The organism is Streptomyces sp. NPDC012466, assembly GCF_042955215.1.
Taxonomy (GTDB): Bacteria; Actinomycetota; Actinomycetes; order Streptomycetales; family Streptomycetaceae; genus Streptomyces.
The window spans coordinates 60,257-85,421 of the sequence record NZ_JBIBEQ010000004.1; the positions used below are offsets into that span (position 1 = coordinate 60,257).

The following is a 25,165-nucleotide window of genomic DNA, read 5'->3' on the forward strand; positions in this document are numbered from 1 at the left end:
CCTACCGGTTGCAGCGAACCTCCCGGCTCGGCGCCCGCCCGCCCGCGCGGTCCCGCGCCTGGGCGACGGCCCGCCGCAAGAGCAGGGACAGCCGCTGATCGGCGTCCGGCGCGGCGCACAGCATTCGAAGGGCATGCTCGAGGTGCCGACGCCCCGGCCCGCGCCACCACAACAGATCGGCAACGCGGCCCGCCCGGCCGACCGCGGGAGCGTGGGCGAGCCTGTTCGTCCTGCGGCGGCACGCACGGCCATGCCGCGCCAGACGCCGCGACGCGGGACACACCCGGCGCGCCGCGTCCACGACCGTGCCGACGAGCAGCGGGCCGTAGCCGCGGTCCGCCGGGCGGGCGTCGGCGAGGTCGGCGGCCAGCGGCCACAAGGCGTGCCGGGCGCCGTCACTCACACTGTCGTTGACCACCCGGGCCAGGGCCGCGAGCGCGGGATGCGTCCCGGCCGGACTGTCGGTGAAACGGCCGGAGGCCAGCAGGGCGGCGGCCTCCATCAGGCAGGCCCCGTCGGCGGGGTGCAGATGGGCGAAACGCCCGGGCACCGGAAAACCGTCCGGGACCCCGGCGGGGGACCCCACGGACGCCCGACGGCCGGGAAGAGCGGTCATGAACGACCTCCGGCTGTGATCACAGACCCGTGACGGCGTGCAGCAGGAAATAGAGCGCCGCGGCCGGGATCCCCGCGCCGGGAAACGTGAAGATCCAGGCGGTACCGATCGAACGGGCCACCTGCCAGCGTACGGCGGAGAAGCGTTTGGTGGAACCGGCACCGAGAATGGCGGCGGTGATCGTCTGGGTGGTGGAGATCGGCGCCTTCACCAGGAACGCGGTCGTGTAGAGGACGGCCGCGGCGGCGGTCTCGGCGGCGAACCCGCGCGGTGGATCGAGGTGCACGATGCGCCGCCCCAGCGTGGTGATGATGCGGCGCCCGCCCGTGTACGTCCCGGCCGCCATGGCGACCGCCACGGCGGCGATCACCCAGACCGGCACCGAGAAGTCCTCCTGCCAGCCGGCCGTGACCAGCGCCAGCACGATCACCCCCATGGTCTTCTGCGCGTCCTGCAAGCCGTGCCCCAGCCCCATGGCGGCGGCGGAGACGGTCTGCGCCAGACGGAACCGCCGCGTGACGCGCCGGGGTGTCGAACGGCGGAAGAGCCAGAGGATGACGGTGTGCAGCAGGTACCCGAGCACCACGCCCACCAGCGGGGACAGCAGCATCGGAAGGATGACCTTGTCCACGATGCCCGACCAGTGCACCGTGGCGGACGCGGCGAGCGCGGCGCCGACCAGCCCGCCGATCAGGGCGTGCGAGGACGAGGTGGGCAGTCCCCGCCACCAGGTGAAGACGTTCCACCCGATGGCGCCGAGGAGCGCGCACAGCACCAGCAGCAACCCCGAGGTCGCCTCGGGCGCTCCGATGATGCCGCTGCCGACGGTCTGCGCGACCTCGGTCCCGAGGAAGGCGCCGCAGAAGTTCATCACCGCGGCCATGGCCAGCGCCACGCGCGGGGTCAGGGCCCTGGTGGAGATCGAGGTGGCGATCGCGTTCGCGGCGTCGTGGAAGCCGTTGGTGAAGTCGAACGTCAGACCCACGATGATGATGAGCACCACGAGAGTGAGCTCCATGCCGATCACCTTTCGCCGCAGGCCGCACCGTTCCATCGTGCGCTTCCCCCGGCCCGGCGGATGGTGCGACTACGCCACGCGAGGCGCACTCCACGGAGGAACTCGATGGCGCGCATATACCGATTTACGGTGTTCTGATGCAATCCGTTCCCACGTGGGCGCTGGTGTCGTCGGGGTGTGCGCCGGTCTTCCTGATCATGGGCTGGCTGGTGGCGGCGTCACTGCAGGGACCCCCTTACGACCCCGCCGCCCAGACGATCAGCGTCCTGGCTGCTCCCGGAAACTCGGGTTCCTGGGTCATGACGGCGGCGTTCGTCGCGCTGGGGTTCTGCCACCTGCTGACGGCCTGGGGGCTGCGTCCGGCCGCGACCGCGGGACGAATGGCGCTGGCGGCGGGGGGAGTGTCGGCGCTGGCGGTGGCGGTGTTCCCGGCGCCGAGCAGCGGCGGCTCCCTGAGTCACGGTTCCGTGGCCGCCGTGGCTTTCGCCGTCCTTGCGGCGTGGCCCGTCCTGGCCGCCAGGGCCGGTGCTGCCGTGCCGTGGGCCCTGCGCCCCTTTCCCTCCCTGGGGGCGACCGCCGTGATGGCGGCCGGGGCGGCCTGGTTCCTGGTCGAGCTGCATCTCCACGGCGTGGCCGGCGTGGCCGAGCGGGCGGTGACGACCATCCAGTCGGTCTGGCCCTTCGTGGTCGTCCTCTCCTGCCTGCGCGCTTCTCTGCGTGACGGCGGCCCGACCTGACCGAGTGCTTCCGCAGGGATTGACAGGTACGGACCAAAGCGGAACTCTGAGAGCGCTCTCAGAATTCACCGAATCGGCCAATTGTCGAACGGAGGCAGAGCGTGTTCCGAACTCTCAGACGCCGGGTCACGGCTGCGGGGCTGTCCCTCGCCACGGTCCTCGCCGGCTCACTGCTGGCGACCGGAGCGGGTGCGCCGGCCCACGCCGCCGTCCCGGCGACGATCCCCCTGAAGATCACCAACAACTCGGCCCGTGGCGATCAGCTGTACATCTACAACCTCGGCACGGAACTCTCGACCGGACGACAGGGCTGGGCCGACGCGGGCGGCACCTTCCACCCCTGGCCGGCGGGCGGCAACCCCCCGACTCCCGCCCCCGACGCCTCGATCCCGGGCCCGGCGGCAGGACAGTCGGCGACGATCCGCATGCCGAAATTCTCCGGCCGCGTGTACTTCTCCTACGGTCAGAAACTGGTCTTCAAGCTCACCACCGGGGGCCTGGTCCAACCCGCCGTGCAGAACCCGGCCGACCCCAACCGGAACATCCTGTTCAACTGGTCGGAGTACACCCTCAACGACTCGGGCCTGTGGATCAACAGCACCCAGGTCGACATGTTCTCCGCCCCGTACGCGGTGGGAGTGCAGCGAGCCGACGGGAGCACCGTAAGCACCGGGCGGCTCAAGCCCGGCGGATACAACGGCTTCTTCAACGCCCTCAGGGGGCAGCCCGGAGGCTGGGCCAACCTGATCCAGACCCGCCCCGACGGAACAGTGCTGCGCGCCCTGTCGCCCCTGTACGGACTGGAGACCGGCGCGGTGCCGGCCACCGTCATGGACGACTACATCAACCGCGTCTGGCAGAAGTACTCCACCTCGACCCTGACGGTGACCCCGTTCGCCGACCAGCCCGGCATCAAGTACTACGGCCGGGTCTCCGGCGGCGTCATGAACTTCACCAACAGTGCCGGGGCCGTGATCACCAGCTTCCAGAAGCCGGACGCCTCCTCGGTCTTCGGCTGTCACCGGAACCTCGACGCCCCGAACGACCAGATCCGCGGCCCGATCTCACGCACCCTGTGCGCCGGCTTCAACCGCTCCACCCTGCTGGTCAACGCCAATCAGCCCGACGCGAGTTCCGTCGACTTCTACAAGGACAACGTCACCAATCACTACGCGCGCAAGATCCACGCCCAGATGGCGGACGGAAAGGCGTACGCCTTCGCCTTCGATGATGTGGGCCACCACGAATCGCTGGTGCACGACGGCAATCCGCGCCAGGCCTACCTCACACTAGACCCACTCAACTGACGGGCGGCTGACCGCCGTTGAGTGCGGTGCCTCCCCGCGCCTTCGTCTCCCTTCGCCGCCGGTGCCGCGACTGATCGCGGTGCCGGCGGTTTCGCCCCACTCACCTGTGGGTCGCGTCCACCAGGACTCCGTTCGCCGCTAAGTTGGCTATTCATCAATTCTGGAATCAATCACAACTTTGCCGGTTCTTGGTGTAGCTGCGCTGTCGATTGCGTGAGCCTCATGGACATCACCCGGTGACCACAAGTCCCGTCCTGACAAGGGTACTTGTGGCCACTTTCCCCCACGTACCGGTGAGAGGCACCAACGATGACGACGAACCACACCCTGCGGTACGGCAGCCGCATCCTCGCGCTGACGGCGACCGCACTCGGGGTGATCGCGGCGGCCGTGCCCGCCGCGGCCGAGGAACAGCCCACCGCCGAGCAGATCATGGCCGACTGCGCTTCCGGAGAGGGCAAGTGCAGCTTCAACTCCCCACAGCTCGGCAAGGCCTACCTCGGAGAACCCCGCCAGGTCTCCGAACTGCTCTTCAACTGCACCGACTCGCCCGCCTCCCAGACAATGTCCTGGGCCGACACCGTGGGCTCCTCCCACTCGGTGGGAGGATCGGTCACCGTGGGCGGCGGAATCGAGGGCATCATCACGGCCGGCGTGACCGCCACCTACAACTACACCTGGCAGAGCTCGCACACGGAGACGAGTTCCTTCACCGTGACCGTGAAGCCGGGAGAGGTGGGCTGGATCTCCCGCGCCCAGGTGATGCGGCAGATAACCGGCACGTGGCAGACCCACTACGACGACCCCAAGTGGGGCCACTACTACTGGTTCGTGCCCGACACCGTCACCGGGCCGGCGCCCAACGGCACCGACGGCAAGCACAGCGCGGTCGTGGTCAAGTCCCGCGAGATGACGGCCGATGAGAAGAAGCTCTGCGCCGGTGGCTCCACCCGGAACAAGGTCTTCACCCGCGGCGGCTGATCCGGCCCCGGTGGTGGGGCTCGATCGGATCGAACCGTCCCGCATCGCGTCCACCGCACGAAAGCGCCGGACAGGAGCGGCCTCGGCGTTCGGGCCGGGCAGGCCCGTGCCGAGTCGCCGCCATCCAGGTGAGCGCGGGGGAGACGAGCGCGAGCAGCCCGAGGCCGTCGGGAATGCCGACGGGGCCGGCTGTGTTGGGATGAGCGTGGTCGTGAAGGGGACAGTGTCCCCGGGCCTCACCCATCGCCTGCGGGGAAGATCGTTCGGCTGAAGCCCCGCAGAGCCTTTCGCCGCGTAGGCGACCGCCCTTCACGACCGCACACGCCGATCGGCCCCGCCGGGTGCTTCCTGCCCGACGGGGCCGATCGCTCGACGGCGCGGAGGGGGGCGCCGAGTCGTCAACGGCTCGCGGCGGCGGTCACCGTGGCGGGATCCACGCCGGTCAGTTCGACGATGCGGTGCGGTGCCACGCCGGCAGCCAGTGCGCGTCCGATCAGACCGTCCCGCCCGTCCGTACTGTCACGGTAGGCGAGCAGTTCCTCCTCCAGCCGGGCCTGCGGTTCCGGTGCCATCTGGTGACGGAGGCGGTTCAGCTCCTCGTCGCTCAGCGGGACGGGCAGTCGTTCCGCTCCCTCGGGCACGGCCGCCGTCTCCTCCGGCGGGAGCAGACGCAGGTGCGGCGAGGTCGGCGTGCTGCCCTGGGCGTCGAGCCAGGCGCGAACCGCGGGAGTCTCCATGCAGGCGAGTTCACCGACGGCGGCCGGTGCCACACCGAGCGGCGCGGACACGTCGTCAAGCAGGAACAAGTAGGCGTCGTCGGTCATCCGCGGCTCCTTCTCAACAGGTGGCTGATCGCCATCCCATTACCCCGCCGAGCGCGGATTACCGCCGGATCACCACGAACGGGTAAGGCCACCCATGTGAGGTGCGCTCACGCGGGGGCGGAGGCACGGCGCCGCGTCTCGGTGAGGTGGACGTCGATGTACCGGGCGAGGGTGAGCGCGTCCTGGGGATCGTCGGCCCGGAAGCTGACGCGGCGCAGCAGGATGACGTCGTCGAGGGCTATGCCCTCACGGGCGAGGACGAAGATCAGGGTGAGGAAGGCGGAGCGGGCGTTGCCGTCGTCGAAGGGGTGGAAGAAGCAGACGTCGAGGTAGGCGCGTGCGGCGCGAGCGGTCAGGGGGAGGGGCCGTTCGGCGTCGAATGCGCTCTCGGCCAGGCAGGCGTTCAGGCGCGCTCGGGTGTCCGGGCCGATGCCGTAGCGCTCCCGGCCGCCCTTCGCGAAGGCGGGCAGGCTGCGCAAGGGCGGGGGCTCCGAGGTGCCCAGGACGTGCTGCTGCCAGCGCTGCAACAGCTCGAAGTCGAGGCCGGCGTCACGTGCGGCCTCGGCTCGCAGCTCCTCCAGGGCGGCGAGCAGGCCACGGCCCCGGGCCGGGTCCACGGCGGCGTCGAAACCCCGGATGTCCTCGGCCGCGCCGTCGCGGTACGGCATCACCGGTCCGTCCGCGCCACTGTCCGGGACCTGCTGCCACGGCACGCTCCCGCGCACCGCGAGCCACTGGTCGAGGTGGTCCGGCGGCGGCTCGGGAGACGGTGCCTTGTCCTCCGGCCGCAGGGAGTGCGCGAGCCGCTCGGCGACATCGTCGACCAGCGCGTCGTCCGGGCCGGTCCAGCTCTCGAACCGCCCGCCGATGGCACGGTCGACCAGTTCCTCGGCGACGTCGGATGCGACGGACCACCGGTCGAGGAACCAGCCGAGTACCTGGCGGCAGTGGCTGTGCCAGCCGCTGCCGCACCCGGTGCGGTCGGTCACCTGGAGGATCAGGTTGCGGGCGGCCCGCTCCCACACGATCCGGTTGTCCTCGACGGTGTCCAGATCCAGCGGGTACGCCTCGATCCATCCGGCGAGGCTTTCGAGCCATGCGCGCCATTCGCACAGTGCCGCGACCACACGGGGGAGCGTCTCCTCGGGGGTGGTGATCGAGTCCCGCGGGCAGCACCAGTTCCCGACGGGCCCTCCGTCGAAGTCCCCTTCGTCGTGCGACCAGCGCCAGCCCGTGGTCCAGCGGCCGTAATGCTGCACCAGGGCATGTGACATGGCATCGGCCCACAGGTCGGCCTCGTCCTGACTCCAGGCAGTCATCGCCGGGTCGGCGAAGGCGACATCCGGCCGGATCGGCACACACCGGGCCGGCCCGAGCGAGTGGACCACCCGCGCCACCGACCCCGCGTCGAAGGGATGATGACGGGCGGGGTCCACATCGTCCCAGCTCAGAAACCGGGGGGCCAGTACAGGTATCACGCCGCAAGCCTTTCACATCGCCCCGCACGCCTCAGTACTCGGCACCGGCTGCCTCCCACCCGGCCGCCTCGCCACCCCGGGCAGTCTCCCAGGGCCGGGGGCCGGTGCCCTCCGTCCACGCCTCCAGGCCTTCCCGGTCGACGCACACGATCCCGCACTGGTCGGCGTACTCGACCGCCGGTGCTGTGAAGTCGCTCGTGCAGACGAGCACGGCGATGTCGGCCTCGTGCACGGTGAAGCACGTGCCGCCGAAACGCTGGAGGTCCTGGGAGCCGACGCGATGGGAGGGGTCGTAGTGCTTGCACTGGATGACGACCCGACGCCCGTCGGGTGTCGCGGCCATGACATCAGCGCCCAAGTCCCCTGCGCCGCCCACGACTTCGACGCCGGAGCAGCCGTCGCGTGCGCAGAGTGCGGCTATCGCCTCCTCGAACTCCTCGGGCGTCAGGGCGTCGTAGTCGACGGCGACCTCGACGACCTCCCGCGGACGGGGCACCGGGGGGGCCTCCAGCACATCGGCAGCCTCCCTCGCGGCCTCGTCCAGCGCTGCCGCGGCCCGGCGGGCCGCCCTCGCCACGTGCACCCGGCGCCGCAGGCCCAGGCAACCCGCGACACCCACGGCGACCAGCACGAACATCCAGGCAGGACGCCGCTCGACGGCACCCGCCACCACGCGGGCGGCGAGCCCGAGGACGCACACGACCACGGCGAGGAACAGGAAGAACAGGGCGGTCGATCGAAGATCGAACCCATACCGGCGCTTCCCGAACGGTGTACGGCGCACAGGCACTGTCACGACATCCCCCCTCTTGGGACCAACAGCAAGATCACCCCCACCGTCTTCCCAAGATCGCCACCTTCACCGCTCACGCCGCCGTACGTGCGGTGTCCCTGCCCGGAGCGCTGGCTCTGGCCCGGAGGCGACCAGCGTCTACCGGAAAGCGTGGACCGTCACCGGGCCTCCCGAGCTACGTCGTCACCGTTCCCGGATGCGCCACCACCACCAGCGTCCCGCCGTCCACTCGCACGCCCACCCCGGATCCGGGAGCGTACGGCGCTCGAACTCCACGTCGATCCGCTCCACCAGACGACCCAGATCCGCCCGGGCTCCACTCGGCAGATGTCGCAGGGCCACTTCCAGGTCGTCTCGACCGTCCTCGATCTCGATGCCGGGACTCTCGTAAGGGCCGGTCAGATATCGACCCGGCTGCCGGAAAGCCCACTCGAACCGGCGGAGAGCATGGGCATCGGCATCCGCCACAGATGCTCGGCCTCAACACGCCGCACCGCGGCGCGAGTCCGAGCCGATACGGACGGGATCCGGCGCACCGGCATGTGCTTGCACGGCCGCCACCGCTCGGCGCGGACGGCCTGGGGACGCCTACGCGGCATAGCCCTTTCGGATCAGAACCATGCCGCCATTCTGGCACGGCCGATGTCCGGGCTGGAGGCGCGGGCACACAACGAGCCTGCGCACGCGGAAGCGGCGGGATAGGGTTTCGCGCATGGGAAACGCACGCTCCACCGGGCCGACCGGCTTCAGGTAGCCCGCCAGGAGATACCTGGTGGTTGCTGCGAACGGAGTCCCGTGGCTCGCACCGCCCGCCATCTTCCCCCTTCACCGAGCCGGAGCGCAGACGACCGCTCGTCAGGAACGTCCTGGCATTCCGTGGTTCTCTACGACCTCCGGTACAGCGCACGCAGTTTCACCGACGCGGCACGAGAGTCCGGAAGGCCCCGACCTCGCAGGATCCGGCGCACGGTGGAGGTCTACTCGTTCGCTCGGCACCAGCGGGACCGCTCCGTCGCCGAGTGGTCCGCAGCGCAGGAACGCCGGGCGCGGCAGCGTCTGCGCACCCAAGTGGAGGCTCTGTTGAAGCTGGTGAATTCGGCCGAAGGCCAACTCGCCCTCGACGCGGCGGAATCGGCGGACATCCCGCCGACGCGTCATCGGCGCAGCTCCCTCTGGCTCGCTTAGTCGAGAGCCGTCCCGTACCCGCTGGTCGAGTGGTACGTCGGGATACCCGGGCCGGCCGCCGGGCAGGTGCTCCGTCGCCTTCTCCCACGGACCGGCCGCGTTGTCAGTGGCTCGGGATACGGTGCGATGTGAGGGGCCGGACGGAGATCGTGAGGGACTCGCGGCCATGGGGGGTGGGTCGGACAGGCCCCGGCAGCCGGCTCGGGACTGGAGGTGTTGTGCCGTGTCCCCACCCCCCAACTCCGCACACCGGTGCAGGTCGGCCCGCTCAGGGGAGCAGGCGGCCATCGCTGACGTGATCTTGCGGGGCAGCCCTTGGCCGACTCCGGAGATCCGACGTCGGTCAATCGATCAGAACGCCCGGGTTGAGGATGTGACGGGGGTCCAGGGCGTCCTTCGCGGCACGCAGGGCCAGCGCGAAGGGTTCCGGGCGCTGGAGGTCGTAGCCGGCCCGGTGGTCGCGGCCGACGGCGTGATGGTGGGTGATGGTGGCCCGGTGGCGGTGCAGGACCTCACTCGCGGCAGCCTTGATGTCGTCCCAGATGCCGACCTCCTCGCCCGGGCGGCCGGCTACGGCCACGGTGAAGTAGGGGGCCGCGCCGTCGGGATAGACGTGTGTCAGACGGCAGTTGACGTTGGCCGGGTGCCCGGTGGCCTTCAGGGCGGCTGACCCGACCTCGGTGCGGACGGCGTCGATCAGGGCGGGAATCCGGTCCCAGGTGGCGGCGGTCTCGAAAGTCTCGACGACGGCACCCATGCGGGCCAGACCGTCGCGCAGATAGGGCATGCGCAGGAACGCCGAGCGCCAGGCACTCACGGCCGTGTCGGCCGGTCCGTCGCGGTCCGACGTGGGGACCCCGCCGCGGCCACCGTGAGCGCGGGCCAGGTCCAGGGCGCTGGTGAGGGGGGCGTCGACGGGGCCGGTGGCGGATTCGAAGCCCAGGACCAGGACGGAGGATCCGTCGTGCGAAGCACCGGACAGTAGCGCCTCGCCGGGATCGAGCAGACGGCAGTTGGCGGGGGAGAGGCCGGACTGGGCGATGGCACGCACCGCCTCCAGCGCCTGGTGGAAGTCGGCGAACGCCACCGACGCCGAGGCTTTGTACCGCGGCCGCTCCTGAAGGCGCATCCACGCCTCGGTGATGACGCCGAGCGCGCCCTCGGAGCCGAGGAACAGACGGTCGGGAGACGGCCCGGCACCGGATGCGGGCAGCCGCAAGGACGTGCCCGATCCGGCAGGCGTGATCACCCGCAGGGACTGCACGAAGTCGTCGATGTGGGTGCGGACGGTGGCGTAGTGGCCCCCGGCCCGGGTGGCGAGCCAGCCGCCGAGCGTGGAGAACTCGAAGCTCTGCGGGAAATGGCGCAGGGTGAGGCCGTGGGACCGCAACTGCCCCTCCAGCACGGGACCGAGCGCCCCGGCCTGGATGCGGGCCGAGCGGCTGACGGTGTCGATCTCCAGAACCCGGTCCATGGACGTCAGGTCGAGCGACAGCACGGCACGGTGGGTGTCACCGCGGTATTCGACGCCGCCGACCACCGAGGAGCCACCGCCGAAGGGGATGACGGCCACACCGTGCCCGCCGGCCCAGTCCAGCAGGTCGGTCACCTCCCGGTCGCCGGTCGGACGGGCGACCAGGTCGGGGATCCGGCCCGGTCGGCCCCGCAGGGCCCGGACGACGTCACGGTAGGCCTTGCCCATGGAGTGGGCGGCGCGTACTTCGGGATCGGTGGTGACAAGGTGCTCCAGGGTGGGCGGAGGTGCCACGCCGGGTGGGGCGATCGTCAGGTCGGCGACCCGGGGCATCGGCAACGGGCGGGCCGCCGTGCCCGGCAGCAGGGCGCCCAGGGCGGTGCATTCGGCGTCGCCGAGGTGGGCGTCCGCGTAGCCCCAGCCCCACCAGGAACGGGCGCGGGAGGTGCCGGGGCCGGAGGGTGAGGCAGGCATGAGTGTGCTCCCAGCGGGCCGCAGGAATTTACCCAACGGAAAATTACCCTAGGGTAATATCAGTTCCATGCCAACGCCCCCTTCCAAGGCCGGTACCAAGGGAGTCCCCAGGGCCGCGCGCGAACGACAGGTCCTGGCCGCGGCCACCGAGGAGTTCGGCCGCCACGGCTACGAGGCCACCACCATGGCCGCCATCGCCACCCGGGTCGGCGTCACCAAGCCGCTGCTGCACCACTACTTCGGCAGCAAGCAGGATCTCTACCTCGCCTGCCTGAACCCCGTGGGCGAGCGGCTCCTGCACGCCATCCGCACCGCCATGACCGACGCCCCCGCCGCGCCTCCCGCCGCCCTGCGCGTCCTGCACGCCCTGTTCACCGCCCTGGACGGGCAGCGGGAGGCGTGGTTCGTCCTCTACGACGCCACGCTGCCGCCCGACAGTGACGCCGCCCGGCGCGCGGCGTACTACCGCGGCGTCATCGACGACCTCGCCGTGACCGGCACCGCCGACCTCCTCCACACCACCGGGTCCGACGACCCGCTGGACGCCGACGCCCTCGCGCACGCCTGGCGCGGCCTGTGCACCGCACTGGTCCGCTGGTGGGTCAAGCACCCCGACCAGACCCCCGAAGCCATGGCCCGACGCTGCGCCCGGCTCTTCGCGGCCGGCCGCACCCTCCTCGCGGAGACGTCGGACTGACGGGCCGCGACGCCTTCACCTGCGGGGGCGTTCACTTGTGGTCACGCAGGAAAGCGGGGATGTCCCCGCGGGCCGGATAGTTCGGCAGGGGCGCCGGCTTGTCCTGAAGGAACGCGGTGACGACGGCGGCGGCACGGTCGTTGTTGTCGTCCAGACCGTTCCACATGTGGTGCCCGACTCCGGGCATGTACTGCGTGCGCCCGAGGGCGGGGTCGTGGGCAAGGACGGCGGTCGCCCATTGCCGGACCTGGGAGGAGCACTCGGCGATCATCAGCATCGCCGGAGTCCGGGACCGCCCCAGTCGCGGTGCGATCGAGGGCGAGTCACTGATCGTCTGCTGGACACGGAGGCTGGCGGCGGGGCTGAAGGAGAAGTTCCGGGCGATGTCCTCGGTGGGGATGCGGTGCGCGTCGCGCGCGCAGTAGGCGGACGCGGTGTCGGTGCCGAGGTCTGCGGCGGTGAAGGCGTTGTCGCCCTCGGTCTGTCCGATCAGCCCGGTGCCGGGGGAGAGGAGCCCGAGTCGCATGAGGCCGAACGCCACGGCGTACCGGGGGACATGTGTCGATCGTGGTCCGGTCATGGCCGGCGCGAGGTCCCGTGCCGAGGTTCGGCCCTTGTGGCCGGTAATGCGTGCGGTGGGGCCGTCCATGGGGCCGGGCTCGGCGACGATCGCCCGGTGCAGGCGTGCGGCGACACCCGGATCGGCGAGGGCCCGGGTGAGCACCACCCCACCCGCGGAGAATCCGAGGATGTCGACCTTGCCCTTGTCCAGGCGGTCGACGAAGGCGCCGAGGTCGCGGACCGACCTGGAGATCGTGTACCGGTCCATGGGGAGGAGGTCGCTTCGTCCGGCGCCGGCGGGTTCGTAGGCGTAGACGTCGTAGCCCCGGCGTGCCAGGAGTTGCAGGAATCGGTGGTCGAGCACCGAGATGCCGCGGACCGGTCCTCCGTTGAGGTACACGAACGGGACGGGCTGCCGGGCACCGCGGTCCGCCGGCGGGTAGTGGTACACCGCGACCCGGCTGCCCGTGCTCAGGTTCCAATGCTGCGTGACCACGAACGGCAGGGCGGGCGGGTGTCGCCGGTCCGTGGGCACGGTCGGGATGCAGACCGTCACCGTCAACGCCGCCGCGACGACCACCGGGAGAAACGGCACGAGCCGTGCCGGCCAGGCGCGACGCCGAGCCCGCCACAGCGCGAGGGCGAACCCGGCACCGACGGTCGTCGACCATGCGGCGAGCCCCGAACCCGCCCCGTCCGTGAGGGCGATCAGCGTGAGAAACACGACGACCAGCGCCGCGACGGCGGCCAGGGCCAGCGATAAGCGCCCGGTGACGCGGGCGAGACGTATGACGGATGCGGGCATGACGGGACTCCTCCGGCAACAGTTTCAGAACGCTGTTTCAAAACGACGTTATCAGAGGAGGTAGGCTGCCGGTCGTGGGTAGGCCGAGAACGAACGACGAAGCCGTCAGGGAACGGCTCGTGCAGTGCGCCACCGAGATGCTCGCGACGCGTCCGCGTGAGTCGGTCACGGTCCGTGCGGTGGCAGCCGCCGCGGAGGCGTCGACGACGGCGGTGTACTCCCTGTTCGGCGGTAAGGACGGGCTGATCGGCGCGGTGCGCGACAGAGCCGTCGCCGGTCTGTTCCAGGAGGTGTCGGCGGTGCGTACCTCGGCGGACCCCCTCGCCGACCTCTACGCGCTGGCCGTCGCCTACCGTCGCTGGGGCTGCGGACACCGCCACCTGTACACGGTGTTGTTCGGCGGTGTGCAGTCCTTCGACCCGTCGGGCGAGGTCGGTGGAAGTGACCCGATCCGTCCGCTCCTCGCGGCGATCGACCGCGGCTTGACGGAGTCCGTCCTCGAAGGCGACGCGACGTCGATCGCCCTGTCGCTCTGGGCGGCCATGCACGGGCTGGTGACGCTCGAACTGGCCGGGGCCCTCGACGCCGCCACGTCGGAGGCGGCGTTCCGGTCGGCGATTCACGCCATGGTGCGCGGGTGGACGCCCCCGGAGGTGTTCAGCACCCTTCGCAGGGCCGCTCCTTGACGGCCCTGCGCTCCCGAACGGTCGCCTAGAACACCGGCGGGCCCGCCTCGATCCGGCGCAGCACCGGGGGCAGGCGGTCCAGATCGGGACCTGTCTGGACCTGGCGTTCGTCCCACCAGGTGGCGCCCGCGTCGCGCAGCGGACCGATCACGTCCTCGGCCGTGCCGGGGGAGGTGGCACCGCCGAGCACCAACTCGAAGGGTTGGTCGGCCCCGCCCGTACGGTGCTTGCGCACATAGGCGACGAGCTCCCGTACGTCCGCCACGTCGGGGACATGGCCATGCCGAGCCGTCTCGAAGAGGGGCACCGCACCGTCCCATCGCGCTGCCCGCCGCATCGGAGGGCGACGCGGCCAGAACCCGCCGATCCACACCGGCGGACCGGGCCGCTGCACGGTGGCGGGCAGCAGTGTCACGTCCCGGGCCGCGAAGTGCCGGCCGTGGTGGTCCACCGGCTCGCCTGTCCAGAAGCGCCTCAGCAACTCCAGTCCCTCGTCCAGCCGTTCGGCGAGAATGCGCGGCTCGGCGGCGTCGCCGAAACTGCGGTACTCGTCCTCGACGGGGCCGCCCAGGCCGGCGGTGAAGATCACCCGGCCACCGCTGAGATGGTCCAGGGTGGCCACCTGGCGGGCGAGTTGCTGCGGACGGTAACGGGGGACCGGTGTGAGCAGGGTGCCCAGCCGGATGCGGGACGTCGCCAGCGCGGCCGCCGTGAGGGCCATCCAGGGGTCTCCGAAGGGACGCCCCTGGTGCTGCCGGTGCAGCACGTGGTCCCAGATGAACAGCCCGTCCCAACCGGCCTGTTCGGCGGCCGCAGCCACGGTCGCGACGTTCCGGGGATCGGCGAAGTCGCCGAAATTGGGGATGTTGACGGAGAAGCGCATCCCAGCAGGATCCGCGACCGAGGAGGAAGGGGCAATCGGATCGCCCCCACGTGACGGTACGTCAGTACCCCGGTCCTTGGACCTGCCGGGCCGGTCGACGCTCCGGCCCGCCCGCCGCGTCAGACCGCGCGGCGGATGAGGAGGACGTGGTCGATGACCTCGGCGGTGCGCCCGTCCGGTCCGGTCGCGATCCGGCGGGGTGCGTCGGCCCGCTCGACCGTCCATGTCCGAGGGTCCAGACCGATTCCCGCGGCGACTTCGTCCGGGCTCGGGTACCGGATGCCGGGATCCTGGTTCCACGACCACGGCGCGGTCGATCCGTGGTCGACCACCAGCAGTCGTCCGCCCGGGCGCAGTGTGTGGGCGGCTGAGCGCAAGGCGTTCGACCGGTCCAGACCGAAGGGGGTGTGCAGATAGTGGGCGCAGACCATATCGAACGCGCCGGACGGGAAGGACGCGTGCACGTCGTGCCGTTCCGCGATGACGCGGTCGCCCAGGCCGTGCGAACGGGCGAGGGCCGCGAGCCGCTCGACCGCCACGGCCGAGATGTCGACGGCGGTGACGCGCCACCCTTGGCCGGCGAGCCACAGTGCGTCGCCTCCCTCACCGCATCCGAGGTCGAGCGCGTCGCCGGGCGGCAGGCCCGTCACGATCTCGGTGAGGCGAGCGTTGGGCCGCGGGCCGTCGGCTGCCGGCCGGGCCGCGTAGACACCGTCCCAGAACGCGACCGCATCGGTGGTGGTCATCAGGCCTCCTCGTGTCGGTGGCGCCCAGTCTCACCAGACGCCCCGAGGCCCGGCACGCAAACTTGCGGATACGGCAAGACGGCCGTCCGGTCCGGGGTGACACGGACGGGGAGGTGCTGTGGGCCGTGGGATGTGACCTGGCGTCCGTGCCGCCCCGGCCGACGGTATGCCGTGCGGCCGGGGCGGCTGCCACGGGCTCGTCACTTCGACGGGGCGTATGGTCCCGCCGGTGAGCGACGCTGCTGTCACCGGGCACGGCACGTCCGTCCGGCGTGGAGCCTCAGTTGGGGAACGGAACCGCGTCGGCGGGGTCGGTGTGCCAGTTGGTGGCGACCGGCCGGTCGACGGTGGCGGTCTCGGGGAGGGTGAGGGTGACGGCGTTGGTCTCGTCGCCGGCCACGGACAGGTGGATCCGGTCGAACTGCTTGCCGTGGTCGCCGTTCGTGCTCTTGGGGTTGATGCCGGCGTAGGCGGCGCGGGAGCCGGACAGGGTGATGTTCTCGCTGACACCGTGCTCGGCCGGCGACACCTCGGTGTCGGGGGAGGAGCCGAAGGACGCGGAGGGGAAGACACCCCTCAGATAGCAGGTGACGCCGGACTTGGCCTTGGCGGTGACGAGGAAGTAGCCGCCCGCCTGCGTCTTCGAGCTCAGCTTGAAGGTCAGGTCCTTGGTTCCGCAGGCCCGCACGGCGTCGCCACGGCTGTCGGCGGTAGCGGTCGTGGTGGCGGTGGCGGTGAGAGACACCGCCGCGACCGCGGCCAGGGCGAGGCGGGCGGAGTGGGCGGCAAAGCGCGAACGCATCGAGATCTCCATGGTGCGAAGTGGGGTGTCCGGCGAGTTGCTCGGACGACCGAAGCCTGTTCCGTACTGCGTCCCGGTCGCCACAGCAGGCGGCCACTCCGGGATGCCGGAACGCTGGAACGGCCGCTGACCAGCACAGACGCTGACCGCCTGGAACGGCCGGCCGGGACGCGACCCGAGTCTCCCTGCCATCAAAGCGCAACTCCCAGGTTGCGCAAGGGTGAGGCATGTGCAACTCTGAGGTTGCAGAAGATGTAATCAGTGAAGGAGCCCCTCATGACCGAGGACCGGATCGAACGCGAAACCCTGATCGCAGCGCCCCTGGAGCGGGTCTGGTCGCTGGTGGCCCAGCCGGGGTTCTGGGTCGCCGACAAAGCGAGCCTGCCCGGCACCGTGGCGAGGGAGGGCGAGTCGATGGTGGCGAAGAACGCCGAGCACGGCGACTTCCCGGTGCGCGTGGAGAAGGTCGAGCCGCCGACGTATCTGGCCTACCGCTGGACCAGCGCGTTCCCCGGTGAAGAGCTCCGCGAGAACAACAGCACCCTGGTGGAGTTCACGCTGACCCAGGAAGGCGACCGGACGCGGCTCCGCGTCGTCGAGAGCGGCTTCGCGGCACTGGCCGGATCAGAGGAACTGCGCAGCCAGAACCGCAAGGACCACAGCCAAGGCTGGCCCATGGAGCTCGACGCGCTCAAGACGCGTGCCGAGCAGCCCGCCACGTGACGGAGGAAAGCCCCGGCGCCGCCGAGGTCGTCGACAGCGTCATCGGTGCGCTGGCCGATCCGACGCGACGCCGGCTGCTCGACCTTCTCGCCGCCCAGGGCGAGGCCACCGCCACGACGCTCGCCGGGCAACTCCCCGTCTCGCGGCAGGCGGTGGTCAAGCACCTCGCCGTCCTCGACGCCGCGGGACTGGTGTCCGGCGGCCGCGTCGGACGCGAGGTGCGCTACGCGGTGCGGCCCGATGCGCTCGACACGACGGCACGGTGGATGGCGTCGCTCGCCGCGGAATGGGACCGGCGGCTCGCCCACATCAAGCGCGTCGCCGAAGCGGCGGAGCGCGATGCGAATCCGGCCCACCCCGACTGACCGACTGAAGGACGGCACACCATGGACACGGCAGCACTGCGCGGAGCGTACGACAGACTCCTCGACGTCGCGGCCCGCCCCGACCTCGGCGAGGCGGCCGACGGCGGGTGGAACGCCGACCAGGTACTGGCCCACCTCCTCAGCGTCGACGCCTCGATCGCGGCGGTCGCCCTGGGCGTGGTCGCCGGCTCACGACCCACCTTCGACAACCGGATCAGCCTCGACCCGTGGAACCTGAACTGGATCATCGCCGAGCACGCCGACCGGGCGGACCTGATCGACCACGTCCGCGACCAGGCCACCGTCCTGTGTGACATCGCCGACCGGCTCAGCGAGCAGACCGCCTCGGTTCCGGTGCCGTCGCTCCTGGTCTCCGACGCCGAACTGGTGCTGGACCAGCCGGTCCCCTTGGCCGGCCTCATCGACGGTCTCGCGGAGGACCACGTGCCCAGACACACGCGGCAACTCCTCGACCTTCGCGCGGCCACCGGTACGGTGCCCCCGGCCGCACTGCCCGTAACCCCGGTGCATCCGGGGCTGTGAGCAGCCCGGCAACCGGTGCCCGCCGTCGGCGGGCTCAGGGGTGCGATGCCCACCAGAGGCAGACGGCTCCACTCTCTCTCCTGTCGAGCGGAGAGGGTTGCGCCAACTCAGGCCACCGGGACGTGGGTTCACGCGGGTGGCGTACGGCTCGGGCGTGAAGGCCGGTTCGTAGAAGCAGCCCGTGCCGTACGAGGCGTCGAAGGCGGGGCAGGAGGCGGCGATCGAGGCCGGAGTGGGCTTCTTCCCGCTGTGTCCAGCGCCGCAAGGGAACCGGCGTACTCGGAGTAGCGGAGCCCGCGGTGCGGGGCGCCGCCGCGGTACGGAACCCGAGGCGGGCTGCCACTGCGGTCACCCGGTCACGGTGTCGCCATGCCGATGGGCCACCTTCCACTCGCCCTCCTCACGGCGGTACACCTGCGTGGCCCGCAGCGTGTAGGTGCGCGGTTCTCCGTCGACGCGGGCGGAGGTGTGCTCCAGGCCGGCCGTGTAGGCCATGTCTCCGCGAACGTCGAACGCCCGCAGTTCGAACACATACGACGTGCAATCGGAGAAGCTCCTCCCGAGGGCGGTGAAGAGCTGGTCGAGCTCCTGTTGCCCGTAGGCGCTTCGCCACGCCCCCAGGACACTCACGGGTTCGTTGCGCGACCAGAGCGCCCGGCGGGGAGCCGCGTCACCGTTGTGCAGCGCGAGCTCCGCCTCGTACAGCACGGTCTCGACCCATCCCAGGAATTGATCACGGTCGGTCATGCCTTCATCATGAGCCTTCCCGTACGGGGGACCACGATCCCGGCGAGCGGCACGCGGTCGCACCCCGGCCGGACCACTCGTGGCGCCCATGGCGAGCCCGCGTTGTCAGTGGTGGCTGGAAGGCTGGACTCATGAACGGAGATGAGCAGCTGCTGCGCGGCCGGGTCTACGGCCATGACCACGACGACCCCGACCCGGGCCCCCGGCCAGGGCGGACGTACGCTCACCTCGTCGGCGGGCCGCTGGACGGACTGCTGCTGGACGTCACGGGGTGGACGCCGGACGAGCTGGACTCGGGAGCCGCCCTGCCCACCGAACTCGGGCAGTTCCCCGGCGGTCGCGCGCTGTACGGTCCCGGCCCTGACGAGCCGCGCATACCGGGCCCCGGCGTGACATGCCGCTTCTACCACTGCGGGGACAGCCCCTGACCGCCGCGACCGGGTCGACGGGCGGATGTCACCCCCCGCCGGGAATCGGGCCGGCTCACCACTCTCACCACCCTCACCGTATGGAAGAGACCGCATGCCATCCGCCGACGAACTCATCGGCCACGACACCGTCCAGAGCCTCATCCACGCCGTTCAGAGCGCCGCTCCGGACGCCGGCCTCACGTCACTGCGCGCCGCCCCGCAACAGATCGCCCCGTTGTCCCTCAGGGAACGAGCCGACCTGCTGCGAGACGCTCTGCTGACCGACCTGCCCGGCGACTACGCGGCGCTGGCCCGCACCATTCGTTCCGCCCGGGACAACGCCCCGCACTTCACGGGATGGCTGATCTGGCCGGTCACCAGCGCTCTCACCACCCGCGCGGTCCAGGACGGCAGCGACTCCGCCTTCGACGATGCGATGACGCTGCTCGCAGACCTCACCGGGCGTCTCACCTCGGAGTTCGCCATCAGGACACTGCTGCGGCACGACCTCGACCGGGCCCTCGGCATCATCAGCGGCTGGACGGGCTCGGCCGACGCCGACGTGCGCAGGCTCGCCTCCGAAGGAACCCGTCCCTACCTGCCCTGGTCGGTGCGGGTGCCGGACATCCTGGCTCGGCCCGGAGCAACCGTCCCCATCCTGGACGCCCTCCACCGGGACGAGAGCGACTACGTGCGCCGCTCGGTCGCCAACCACCTCAACGACCTCAGCCGCGACCACCCCGACCTCGTCATCACCACCGCCCGCCGCTGGCTGGACGATCCCGACGCGGCCACGGAACGCCTGGTGCGCCACGGACTGCGCACCCTCGTCAAACGCGGCCACCCCGAAGCGCTGGAACTGCTCGGCTTCGCCCCCGCGACGCTGGAGGTGGACGGACCCCATCTGGACCACCGAACCGTCCCGTTCGGCGGCAGTGTCCGCTTCACCGTATCGATCCACAACACCGGCGACGCCCAGGCGCGGCTCACGATCGACTACATCGTGCACCACCGCAAGGCCAACGGCGGCCGGACGGGCAAGACGTTCAAGCTGACCACCCGCACCCTCGCACCCGGGGAACGCGTCCAAGTAGGCCGCGAGCACTCCTTCCGGCCGATCACGACCCGCCGCTACTACCCCGGACGGCACGCGATCTCCTTGCAGATCAATGGAGTCGAGTCAGCCCGCGCCGACTTCGAACTGACCGACGAGGACACATCCTGACACCCGACCCCCGGCGCCGGCGCGTCCCCGCAGCACCGCCACAGGGGCCACGGGGGCCCGGCTGATAATCTGGGATCTTCGCCGGTCGCCCGGACGGAGTCCCCCAGCAGGTCGCCATGTCTCGCCACCGGCAGCAGCTCATGACAGCGCTTGACGCCCTGGACCGCGCCTTCGCCTCCGAAGAGCCCTTCTCCGTCACCGGGTGCACGTACTGCTACGGCGCCCAGGACCTGACCGAACTCGGCGGACCGCTCGACCTCATGGCCGAGGATCTGGTGTCCGCCGTCGCAGCCGAAGTGCCAAGCCACTGGGACGACTTCCCGCGTCTCTACCGCCGTCTCACGCCACGCATCATCCGTTCCGCCGTCACCGGCCAGCTCCATGTCGACGAAGACCTCATCGCCTCGCGCCTGCTCGCAGCGGACTGGACCACCTGGGACGCGCCCCTGAGCAGGGCCCTCCGCGACGTCTGGTCCGCATGGTGGCAGGCCACGCTGCACACCCACCCCGGCCCCGTCCCCGTCAAAAGGGTCCTCAGCCTCATCACCGTCGCCACCGGCAACCTGCGCCCCTGGCTGGACCTGTGGACCGCCACCCGCACCCCGGCCGCCGACGCGCGACTGGCCGACCTCATCGACGCCGTACTGGTCGAGTTCGAGATCACCGACCTGCACATGGGCTTCTACGATGAGTACCACGCCACCCCCGAACTGCTGGACTGGCTCCTCACCGACGTACGGGACCGCGCCGACGACGTACGTCTCGACGAGCCCTACCTCCTCGAACGCCACCGGGACCACACGGCGTTGCCCGAGTCACCCTGATCACGACGCACAGTGAAGATCGAGGCCGGTCAGTCCTCGTCAGATGCCGGCTGGTCGACTCGGCCACCTCGGTGCGGGGTGGGGAGGTGATCCTCGGCGCCATCGGGCAGAGCGGTCACACACCGCGTCGAACAGGCGTTGACCAGGAGAGGAAGCACATCGGTGGCCACGCGCCGCGAGATCCACACCTGGTGGAGTCCACCGGCCGCGATCGGGCGGTCACAGACACTGCAGCTGTCGATGGCCGTGGCGCCCCAGCGCCGGGGATCCGCATTCCTCAGGTCGAGCGCTGTCTCGGAGCCCGGCGACGACACCAGCCGTGGGAAGGGCGGCCGCAGCTTGTAGTTGCCGAACAGCGCGCGCGTGCTCACCGTGCTCCGGGTCAGCCTCCGGCATCGAGTGATCTCGTAGGGGAACCAGTGCAGCCGGTAGGAGGTGTAAGGGGTGAACTCCTCCAGGCTGCTCATGGCCCCGATCTCGGGCGGAATCCGGACGAGGTTGCTGCCGTAGAGCACGAGGTGCCTGACCGCGGTGAGCTTGGCGATGCCCGGCGGCAGGGTGATGACCTGTCGCCGCTCTTCGGGAGTGAGTTCGGTCAGAGGGCGGAATTCCTCGCGTCCGTCGGCGGCGGCCTCATCCACGAGCTCCAGCAGGCGCCGCCAGCCCGGCGCGGAGGTGTCCTGCCGTTCGGGATGGAAACCGACCCGGGCCCCCGGGCGCGGCCGGGACTGGTCGAAGCACGAGCACGCGTCCGCCCGGCGGGACCCGTCAACCGCCTGGCCCGAGGTGTCGCCCCAGCGGTTCACAAAGAGCCGCGGCTCTCCCTCATCCGTCATGGGCGCCAAGAATACGGAAGCGAGGGTCCTCCCTGCGCGAAGGGACGTGCCCGAGGCTGATAGGGGGCGTGGATCGGGGGTACCTGCGTCGGCATGGCCTCGGAAAATGATCACGCTGAATCCGTACGAGCCCTGCGGCAGCTGCGCAGGATGCGCACCTTTTACGCCGGGGGTGCCGTCTTGTGGGCCGCCACGGCTGCTTCGGCGGGGTGGGACAGCCCAGGAAGTCGCCAGATGTGGGTCTCGGTGGTGTTGCTGGTGGTCTTCGCCGCCCTGCTGGCCATGACGTCGCTCTGGCTGTGGCGTCGGCAGGCTCACAGCCCGGATGAGCCGGTGCACCATGCCGCTCCGCGGAGGACGGCCTGGCGTCGCCACGCCAACGCCTGAGCAGGGCACCCGGCCCTCACCTACGGGTTCTTGGCGTCGCCCACCCCGCGTGCCGACCGCGATCGGTGTTCTTCTTCCGAGCCCGGCTTGAAGTCGCCCGGGCGGTCGCGACGGAGTTCCTCGTAGCGCTGCACGTAGGCGTCGAGTGCCTGGTGAACCGTGCAGCCCCACGTCTCGCGGATCGTCGCGATCGCGGCGATGCTCCGGTGCGCCAGGATGTCGTGGTCCACACTCGCGGGCAGTTGGTCCATGCCGTGAGGCTACCGGGACGAGGAGATCAGCCTCCGCCGAACGGCCAACGTCCATGCCCGATACGGCCGTTCGCGGCGTCGTCGGCGGACCGGACTCTGTCGGCGCCCGCCCTGCCCGACCGGCAGGGCGGGTGCTGTCGTGTCCGGTCAGCCGATGGAGGGGCGACGGCCGGCCCAGGGGAGTGCCCGCTCGATCACATGCGCCACTTGGAGCAGGAGTTCCTCGCGCCAGGGCGCGGCGACGATCTGGACGCCGACGGGGAGGCCGGTGGCGGGGTCGTGGTGGACGGGGACGGAGATCGCCGGTTGGCCCGTCACGTTGAACAGCGACGTGAACACCCCCATCGGGTAGCTGTTCCTCACGGCAGCCGACGGATCCTCCTCGGTGCCCGCCCGCCAGGCGCCGATCGACGGCGGCAGGCACGCCATCGTGGGACTGACCAGGAGGTCGAAGCCGGCGAGGAAGCCTTCGACGACGCGCCGCGACAACTGCTGAGTCCTCAGCACCGCTTCCGCATAGGTCCAGGAGTCGACCGAGCGTGCCGCGTCACGCAGAGCGCGGTTGTGTGGCTCGACACGGGCCGGATCCGCCAGCGGGATCCCCGCGCCGCCGACGTTCCACAGCGTGGTGAACGCCCCGACCAGCTCGTCCGTCGAGGGCAGCGGAAGACGGGTGTCGACGATGCGGTGGCCTGCCGCTTCGAGGGCGCGGAGGGTGAGGTCCACGGCTGTCGTGCAGGCCGGGTCCACCGCGATGCCCGCGACGGGCGAGTCGGTGAGCACCCCGACGCGCAGTCCGGCGGGCGCTTCCGCCGCCAGCGCGTCGGTGAAGGACTCGCGCCGGGCCGGGGGCGACCACCACGCGGCCGGATCGTGACTCGCGAGCACGTCGAGGACGGCCGCGGTGTCCGCCACACAGCGGGTGAGCACACCGCTGGTGGCGAGACCCTCCACCTTGACGGTCGCATGGGGGACCAGGCCGCGGGTCGGTTTCAGACCGACCAGACCATTGCACGAGGCGGGGATCCGTATCGACCCGCCGCCGTCCTGGGCGTGCGCGAGGGGCGCCATCCCGGCGGCGACGGCCACGCCCGCACCGCTGGAGGAACCGCCAGGCGTGCGCCGCGGGTCCCACGGGTTGCGCGAAACACCCAGCGCCTCGCTCTCGGTGAAGGGCAGCGCGCCGAACTCGGAGGTGGTGGTCTTGCCGAGCAGTACGAACCCCGCGTCCACGAAACGCCGCACGACCGGGTCCGACGCCGGGGCCGGTGTCCGGTCGGCACCGGCGGAGCCGTGCGTGGTGGGCCAACCCGCGACGTCGACCAGATCCTTGACCGGCAGCGGGACACCGTGGAACGGCGGGAGATCGTCGGGCGAGGCGGCTCGTGCCACGGCATCGGCGGCATCGGCCGCGGCTTTGCGGACGTCGTCGTCGGCCCGGTGGCAGAAGGCGTTCAGCCGGGGGTCGAGCTCGTCCATCCGACGCACGTAGCAGTCGGCCACCTCGACCGGGCTCACCTCCTTGTGGCGAATGGCCGCGGCCAGTTCGACGGCCGGGGTGAAGGGGTCGATCGGCGAGGACATCACAAGCGATCCTTTCGGCTCCGGGACAGTGCCTTGGCCGCCAGCGTCGCCGCGGCCGCGGGACGGCGTCTTGGACGAATGTCGCGCGCTGTCCGCGCGTACCCTGGCCGCATGCGATCCGCCGAGCCGGCTTCTGACGCTGCTGCGGTATGGGACATCGCCACCCCGACGCGGCCCCCTGTGCTGCGCGGAATCAGCATGGCCGGATTCCGCGCCCGCACCGGTGACCTCGTCGACCTGAACGTGGTTCCGTACCCGGCCGTCACGGTGGCGATAGACCTCGGCGACCGTCCGCTCGCCGCCGAGGACGAAGACGGCGGGCGGCACGAGGGCAGTGTCGTCGTCGGGCTCGCACCCAACGGCGTCCACGGCCGCGGCCATGGAATCGAGTGCTTGCAACTGCGCATGTCGCCGCTGGTCGCGCATGCCGTACTGGGCGGGTCCGGGGAACTGGGCCGTACGGTCGTTCCGCTGCGCGACCTGTGGGGCCCCGAGGCCGAGCGCACTCAGGAGCGGCTGCGCCTCGCCGGCTCGTGGCAGGACCGATTCGCGATCGCAGAGGCCGTGCTCGCCCGCCGGTGCGAAGCGGGGCGCCGGGTCGACCCGGAGGTGGCATTCGCCTGGGGACAGCTCGTCGCACACCGGGGGCGGATTCGGATCGAGCGGCTGGCCGCCGAGACCGGATGGAGCCGCAAACGGCTGTGGTCCCGGTTCCGCTCCCAGATCGGCCTCAACCCCAAGCGTGCCGCTCAGCTCGTCCGCTTCGACGATGCGGCCCACCGTCTGGCCGCGGGGCTCAGCGCCGCACAGGTGGCCGCGGAGGCCGGTTACGCCGACCAGTCGCATCTCCACCGCGATGTCAGGTCCTTCGCCGGGGCGACACCCACGGCCGTCGCCGGTGCACCGTGGCTCGCGGTCGACGACATCGCATGGGCTGCTCCCGCGTACCTCACCACGATGTGACGCGGCGTCAGTGCGACCCGAGGAGGGCAGGGCGCCTGATGGAGCCGGGCCGCGGAAGCGGCGGTACGGATCGCCGCGGCCAGGCGGCTGCCGCAGAGGACGCGCCCGCGCTGTCTCTGGCCGGACGGCCCCCGGAAAACGCCGAAGGCAAGGAGAGAGATCTCCTTGCCTCTCCCAAGGTATAGCGCATCGGGGGGCTTGCGGCAAGGCCCCGGTCAGGGCGCAGAATCATCGGCCAAG

General features: G+C 71.0%; 27 protein-coding genes and 1 pseudogene. 12 read left to right on the top strand and 16 right to left on the bottom strand.

The genetic code is table 11. The features are described 5' to 3' along the window. Position 1: 1 nt before the first annotated feature. Together ACFY9E_RS16140 and ACFY9E_RS16145 are read right to left on the bottom strand one after the other, a co-directional pair. Positions 2-616 (bottom strand): hypothetical protein, encoded by a 615-nt coding sequence (locus ACFY9E_RS16140; RefSeq protein WP_390983858.1) that lies wholly within the window; start codon positions 614-616, stop codon positions 2-4. A gap of 19 nt (positions 617-635) precedes the next feature. Next, positions 636-1,634 carry an inorganic phosphate transporter gene (locus ACFY9E_RS16145; protein WP_390983860.1) on the bottom strand — a complete coding sequence of 333 codons (999 nt, stop codon included), beginning with the start codon at positions 1,632-1,634 and terminating at the stop codon, positions 636-638. Positions 1,635-1,771: 137 nt separating this feature from the next. Between ACFY9E_RS16145 and ACFY9E_RS16150 the strand changes: the two genes are divergently transcribed. From ACFY9E_RS16150 to ACFY9E_RS16160, 3 genes are all read left to right on the top strand, one after another. After that, positions 1,772-2,371, top strand: coding sequence for a DUF998 domain-containing protein (locus ACFY9E_RS16150; RefSeq protein WP_390983863.1), 600 nt, complete (start codon positions 1,772-1,774; stop codon positions 2,369-2,371). Positions 2,372-2,472: 101 nt separating this feature from the next. Then, positions 2,473-3,678 (top strand): beta-1,3-glucanase family protein, encoded by a 1,206-nt coding sequence (locus ACFY9E_RS16155; protein ID WP_390983866.1) that lies wholly within the window; start codon positions 2,473-2,475, stop codon positions 3,676-3,678. Positions 3,679-3,987: 309 nt separating this feature from the next. After that, the gene (locus tag ACFY9E_RS16160; protein WP_390983868.1) at positions 3,988-4,659 is read left to right on the top strand and encodes a hypothetical protein; all 672 of its coding nucleotides are present in this window, start codon (positions 3,988-3,990) and stop codon (positions 4,657-4,659) included. Between the two features lie 398 nt (positions 4,660-5,057). On the opposite strand, the gene ACFY9E_RS16165 is transcribed toward ACFY9E_RS16160, so the two are convergent. The 4 genes from ACFY9E_RS16165 to ACFY9E_RS16180 all read right to left on the bottom strand — a co-directional run bounded on the left by ACFY9E_RS16165 (position 5,058) and on the right by ACFY9E_RS16180 (position 10,887). After that, positions 5,058-5,483 carry a DUF6003 family protein gene (locus tag ACFY9E_RS16165; RefSeq protein ID WP_390983871.1) on the bottom strand — a complete coding sequence of 142 codons (426 nt, stop codon included), beginning with the start codon at positions 5,481-5,483 and terminating at the stop codon, positions 5,058-5,060. 107 nt (positions 5,484-5,590) lie between these two features. Next, entirely contained in the window at positions 5,591-6,961 is a 1,371-nt protein-coding gene (locus tag ACFY9E_RS16170) for a Fic family protein (protein WP_390983873.1), read from the bottom strand. A gap of 31 nt (positions 6,962-6,992) precedes the next feature. After that, on the bottom strand, positions 6,993-7,757 hold the full coding sequence (locus ACFY9E_RS16175; protein ID WP_390983875.1) for a restriction endonuclease: 765 nt from the start codon (positions 7,755-7,757) through the stop codon (positions 6,993-6,995). A gap of 1,525 nt (positions 7,758-9,282) precedes the next feature. Continuing rightward, entirely contained in the window at positions 9,283-10,887 is a 1,605-nt protein-coding gene (locus ACFY9E_RS16180) for an FAD-linked oxidase C-terminal domain-containing protein (protein ID WP_390983878.1), read from the bottom strand. Between the two features lie 67 nt (positions 10,888-10,954). On the opposite strand from ACFY9E_RS16180, the gene ACFY9E_RS16185 reads away from it, so the two are divergent. Continuing rightward, entirely contained in the window at positions 10,955-11,584 is a 630-nt protein-coding gene (locus tag ACFY9E_RS16185) for a TetR family transcriptional regulator (protein ID WP_390983881.1), read from the top strand. Between the two features lie 31 nt (positions 11,585-11,615). On the opposite strand, the gene ACFY9E_RS16190 is transcribed toward ACFY9E_RS16185, so the two are convergent. After that, positions 11,616-12,950 (bottom strand): alpha/beta fold hydrolase, encoded by a 1,335-nt coding sequence (locus ACFY9E_RS16190; protein ID WP_390983884.1) that lies wholly within the window; start codon positions 12,948-12,950, stop codon positions 11,616-11,618. Positions 12,951-13,024: 74 nt separating this feature from the next. Here ACFY9E_RS16190 and ACFY9E_RS16195 point away from each other — a divergent pair, with 74 nt between their 5' ends. Beyond that, a complete protein-coding gene (locus tag ACFY9E_RS16195; RefSeq protein WP_390983886.1) occupies positions 13,025-13,636 on the top strand; it encodes a WHG domain-containing protein in 612 nt (203 codons plus the stop codon). 25 nt (positions 13,637-13,661) lie between these two features. Here ACFY9E_RS16195 and ACFY9E_RS16200 read toward each other — a convergent pair whose 3' ends face one another. The 3 genes from ACFY9E_RS16200 to ACFY9E_RS16210 form a co-directional block, all read right to left on the bottom strand. Continuing rightward, positions 13,662-14,519, bottom strand: coding sequence for an LLM class flavin-dependent oxidoreductase (locus ACFY9E_RS16200; RefSeq protein WP_390983889.1), 858 nt, complete (start codon positions 14,517-14,519; stop codon positions 13,662-13,664). 119 nt (positions 14,520-14,638) lie between these two features. Next, a complete protein-coding gene (locus ACFY9E_RS16205; protein ID WP_390983892.1) occupies positions 14,639-15,265 on the bottom strand; it encodes a methyltransferase domain-containing protein in 627 nt (208 codons plus the stop codon). A gap of 280 nt (positions 15,266-15,545) precedes the next feature. Then, entirely contained in the window at positions 15,546-16,067 is a 522-nt protein-coding gene (locus tag ACFY9E_RS16210; RefSeq protein WP_390983895.1) for a DUF4232 domain-containing protein, read from the bottom strand. Between the two features lie 276 nt (positions 16,068-16,343). Between ACFY9E_RS16210 and ACFY9E_RS16215 the strand changes: the two genes are divergently transcribed. From ACFY9E_RS16215 to ACFY9E_RS16225, 3 genes are read left to right on the top strand one after another with little or no spacing between them, the layout of a single operon-like run. Next, on the top strand, positions 16,344-16,790 hold the full coding sequence (locus tag ACFY9E_RS16215) for an SRPBCC domain-containing protein (protein ID WP_390983898.1): 447 nt from the start codon (positions 16,344-16,346) through the stop codon (positions 16,788-16,790). Further along, complete coding sequence (locus ACFY9E_RS16220; RefSeq protein ID WP_390983900.1) at positions 16,787-17,155, top strand: metalloregulator ArsR/SmtB family transcription factor; 369 nt, start codon at positions 16,787-16,789, stop codon at positions 17,153-17,155. Before ACFY9E_RS16215 ends, ACFY9E_RS16220 begins: the two co-directional genes overlap by 4 nt. 21 nt (positions 17,156-17,176) lie before the next feature. After that, positions 17,177-17,698 (top strand): hypothetical protein, encoded by a 522-nt coding sequence (locus tag ACFY9E_RS16225; RefSeq protein WP_390983903.1) that lies wholly within the window; start codon positions 17,177-17,179, stop codon positions 17,696-17,698. Between the two features lie 38 nt (positions 17,699-17,736). Here ACFY9E_RS16225 and ACFY9E_RS16230 read toward each other — a convergent pair. Together ACFY9E_RS16230 and ACFY9E_RS16235 are read right to left on the bottom strand one after the other, a co-directional pair. Beyond that, positions 17,737-18,000, bottom strand: a pseudogene (locus ACFY9E_RS16230) (hypothetical protein); the annotation flags it as partial. A gap of 46 nt (positions 18,001-18,046) precedes the next feature. Continuing rightward, positions 18,047-18,445 (bottom strand): DUF4440 domain-containing protein, encoded by a 399-nt coding sequence (locus tag ACFY9E_RS16235; protein ID WP_390983906.1) that lies wholly within the window; start codon positions 18,443-18,445, stop codon positions 18,047-18,049. A gap of 131 nt (positions 18,446-18,576) precedes the next feature. Between ACFY9E_RS16235 and ACFY9E_RS16240 the strand changes: the two genes are divergently transcribed. The 3 genes from ACFY9E_RS16240 (at position 18,577) to ACFY9E_RS16250 (ending at position 20,904) form a co-directional block, all read left to right on the top strand. Then, positions 18,577-18,873, top strand: coding sequence for a hypothetical protein (locus ACFY9E_RS16240; protein ID WP_390983908.1), 297 nt, complete (start codon positions 18,577-18,579; stop codon positions 18,871-18,873). A gap of 94 nt (positions 18,874-18,967) precedes the next feature. Next, entirely contained in the window at positions 18,968-20,080 is a 1,113-nt protein-coding gene (locus tag ACFY9E_RS16245) for a DNA alkylation repair protein (protein ID WP_390983911.1), read from the top strand. A gap of 116 nt (positions 20,081-20,196) precedes the next feature. Then, positions 20,197-20,904 carry a hypothetical protein gene (locus tag ACFY9E_RS16250; protein ID WP_390983913.1) on the top strand — a complete coding sequence of 236 codons (708 nt, stop codon included), beginning with the start codon at positions 20,197-20,199 and terminating at the stop codon, positions 20,902-20,904. 29 nt (positions 20,905-20,933) lie between these two features. Here the strand turns inward: ACFY9E_RS16250 and ACFY9E_RS16255 are convergent, their stop codons facing one another. The 4 genes from ACFY9E_RS16255 to ACFY9E_RS16270 all read right to left on the bottom strand — a co-directional run bounded on the left by ACFY9E_RS16255 (position 20,934) and on the right by ACFY9E_RS16270 (position 23,962). Continuing rightward, complete coding sequence (locus ACFY9E_RS16255) at positions 20,934-21,740, bottom strand: leucine-rich repeat domain-containing protein (protein WP_390983915.1); 807 nt, start codon at positions 21,738-21,740, stop codon at positions 20,934-20,936. Between the two features lie 161 nt (positions 21,741-21,901). Further along, complete coding sequence (locus ACFY9E_RS16260; protein ID WP_390983917.1) at positions 21,902-22,024, bottom strand: hypothetical protein; 123 nt, start codon at positions 22,022-22,024, stop codon at positions 21,902-21,904. A gap of 123 nt (positions 22,025-22,147) precedes the next feature. Next, positions 22,148-22,378, bottom strand: coding sequence for a hypothetical protein (locus ACFY9E_RS16265; RefSeq protein WP_390983919.1), 231 nt, complete (start codon positions 22,376-22,378; stop codon positions 22,148-22,150). A 147-nt stretch (positions 22,379-22,525) separates the two neighbouring features. Continuing rightward, positions 22,526-23,962 (bottom strand): amidase family protein, encoded by a 1,437-nt coding sequence (locus ACFY9E_RS16270; protein WP_390983922.1) that lies wholly within the window; start codon positions 23,960-23,962, stop codon positions 22,526-22,528. Positions 23,963-24,073: 111 nt separating this feature from the next. Between ACFY9E_RS16270 and ACFY9E_RS16275 the strand changes: the two genes are divergently transcribed. Continuing rightward, complete coding sequence (locus ACFY9E_RS16275; protein WP_390983924.1) at positions 24,074-24,925, top strand: helix-turn-helix domain-containing protein; 852 nt, start codon at positions 24,074-24,076, stop codon at positions 24,923-24,925. Positions 24,926-25,165 lie beyond the last annotated feature (240 nt).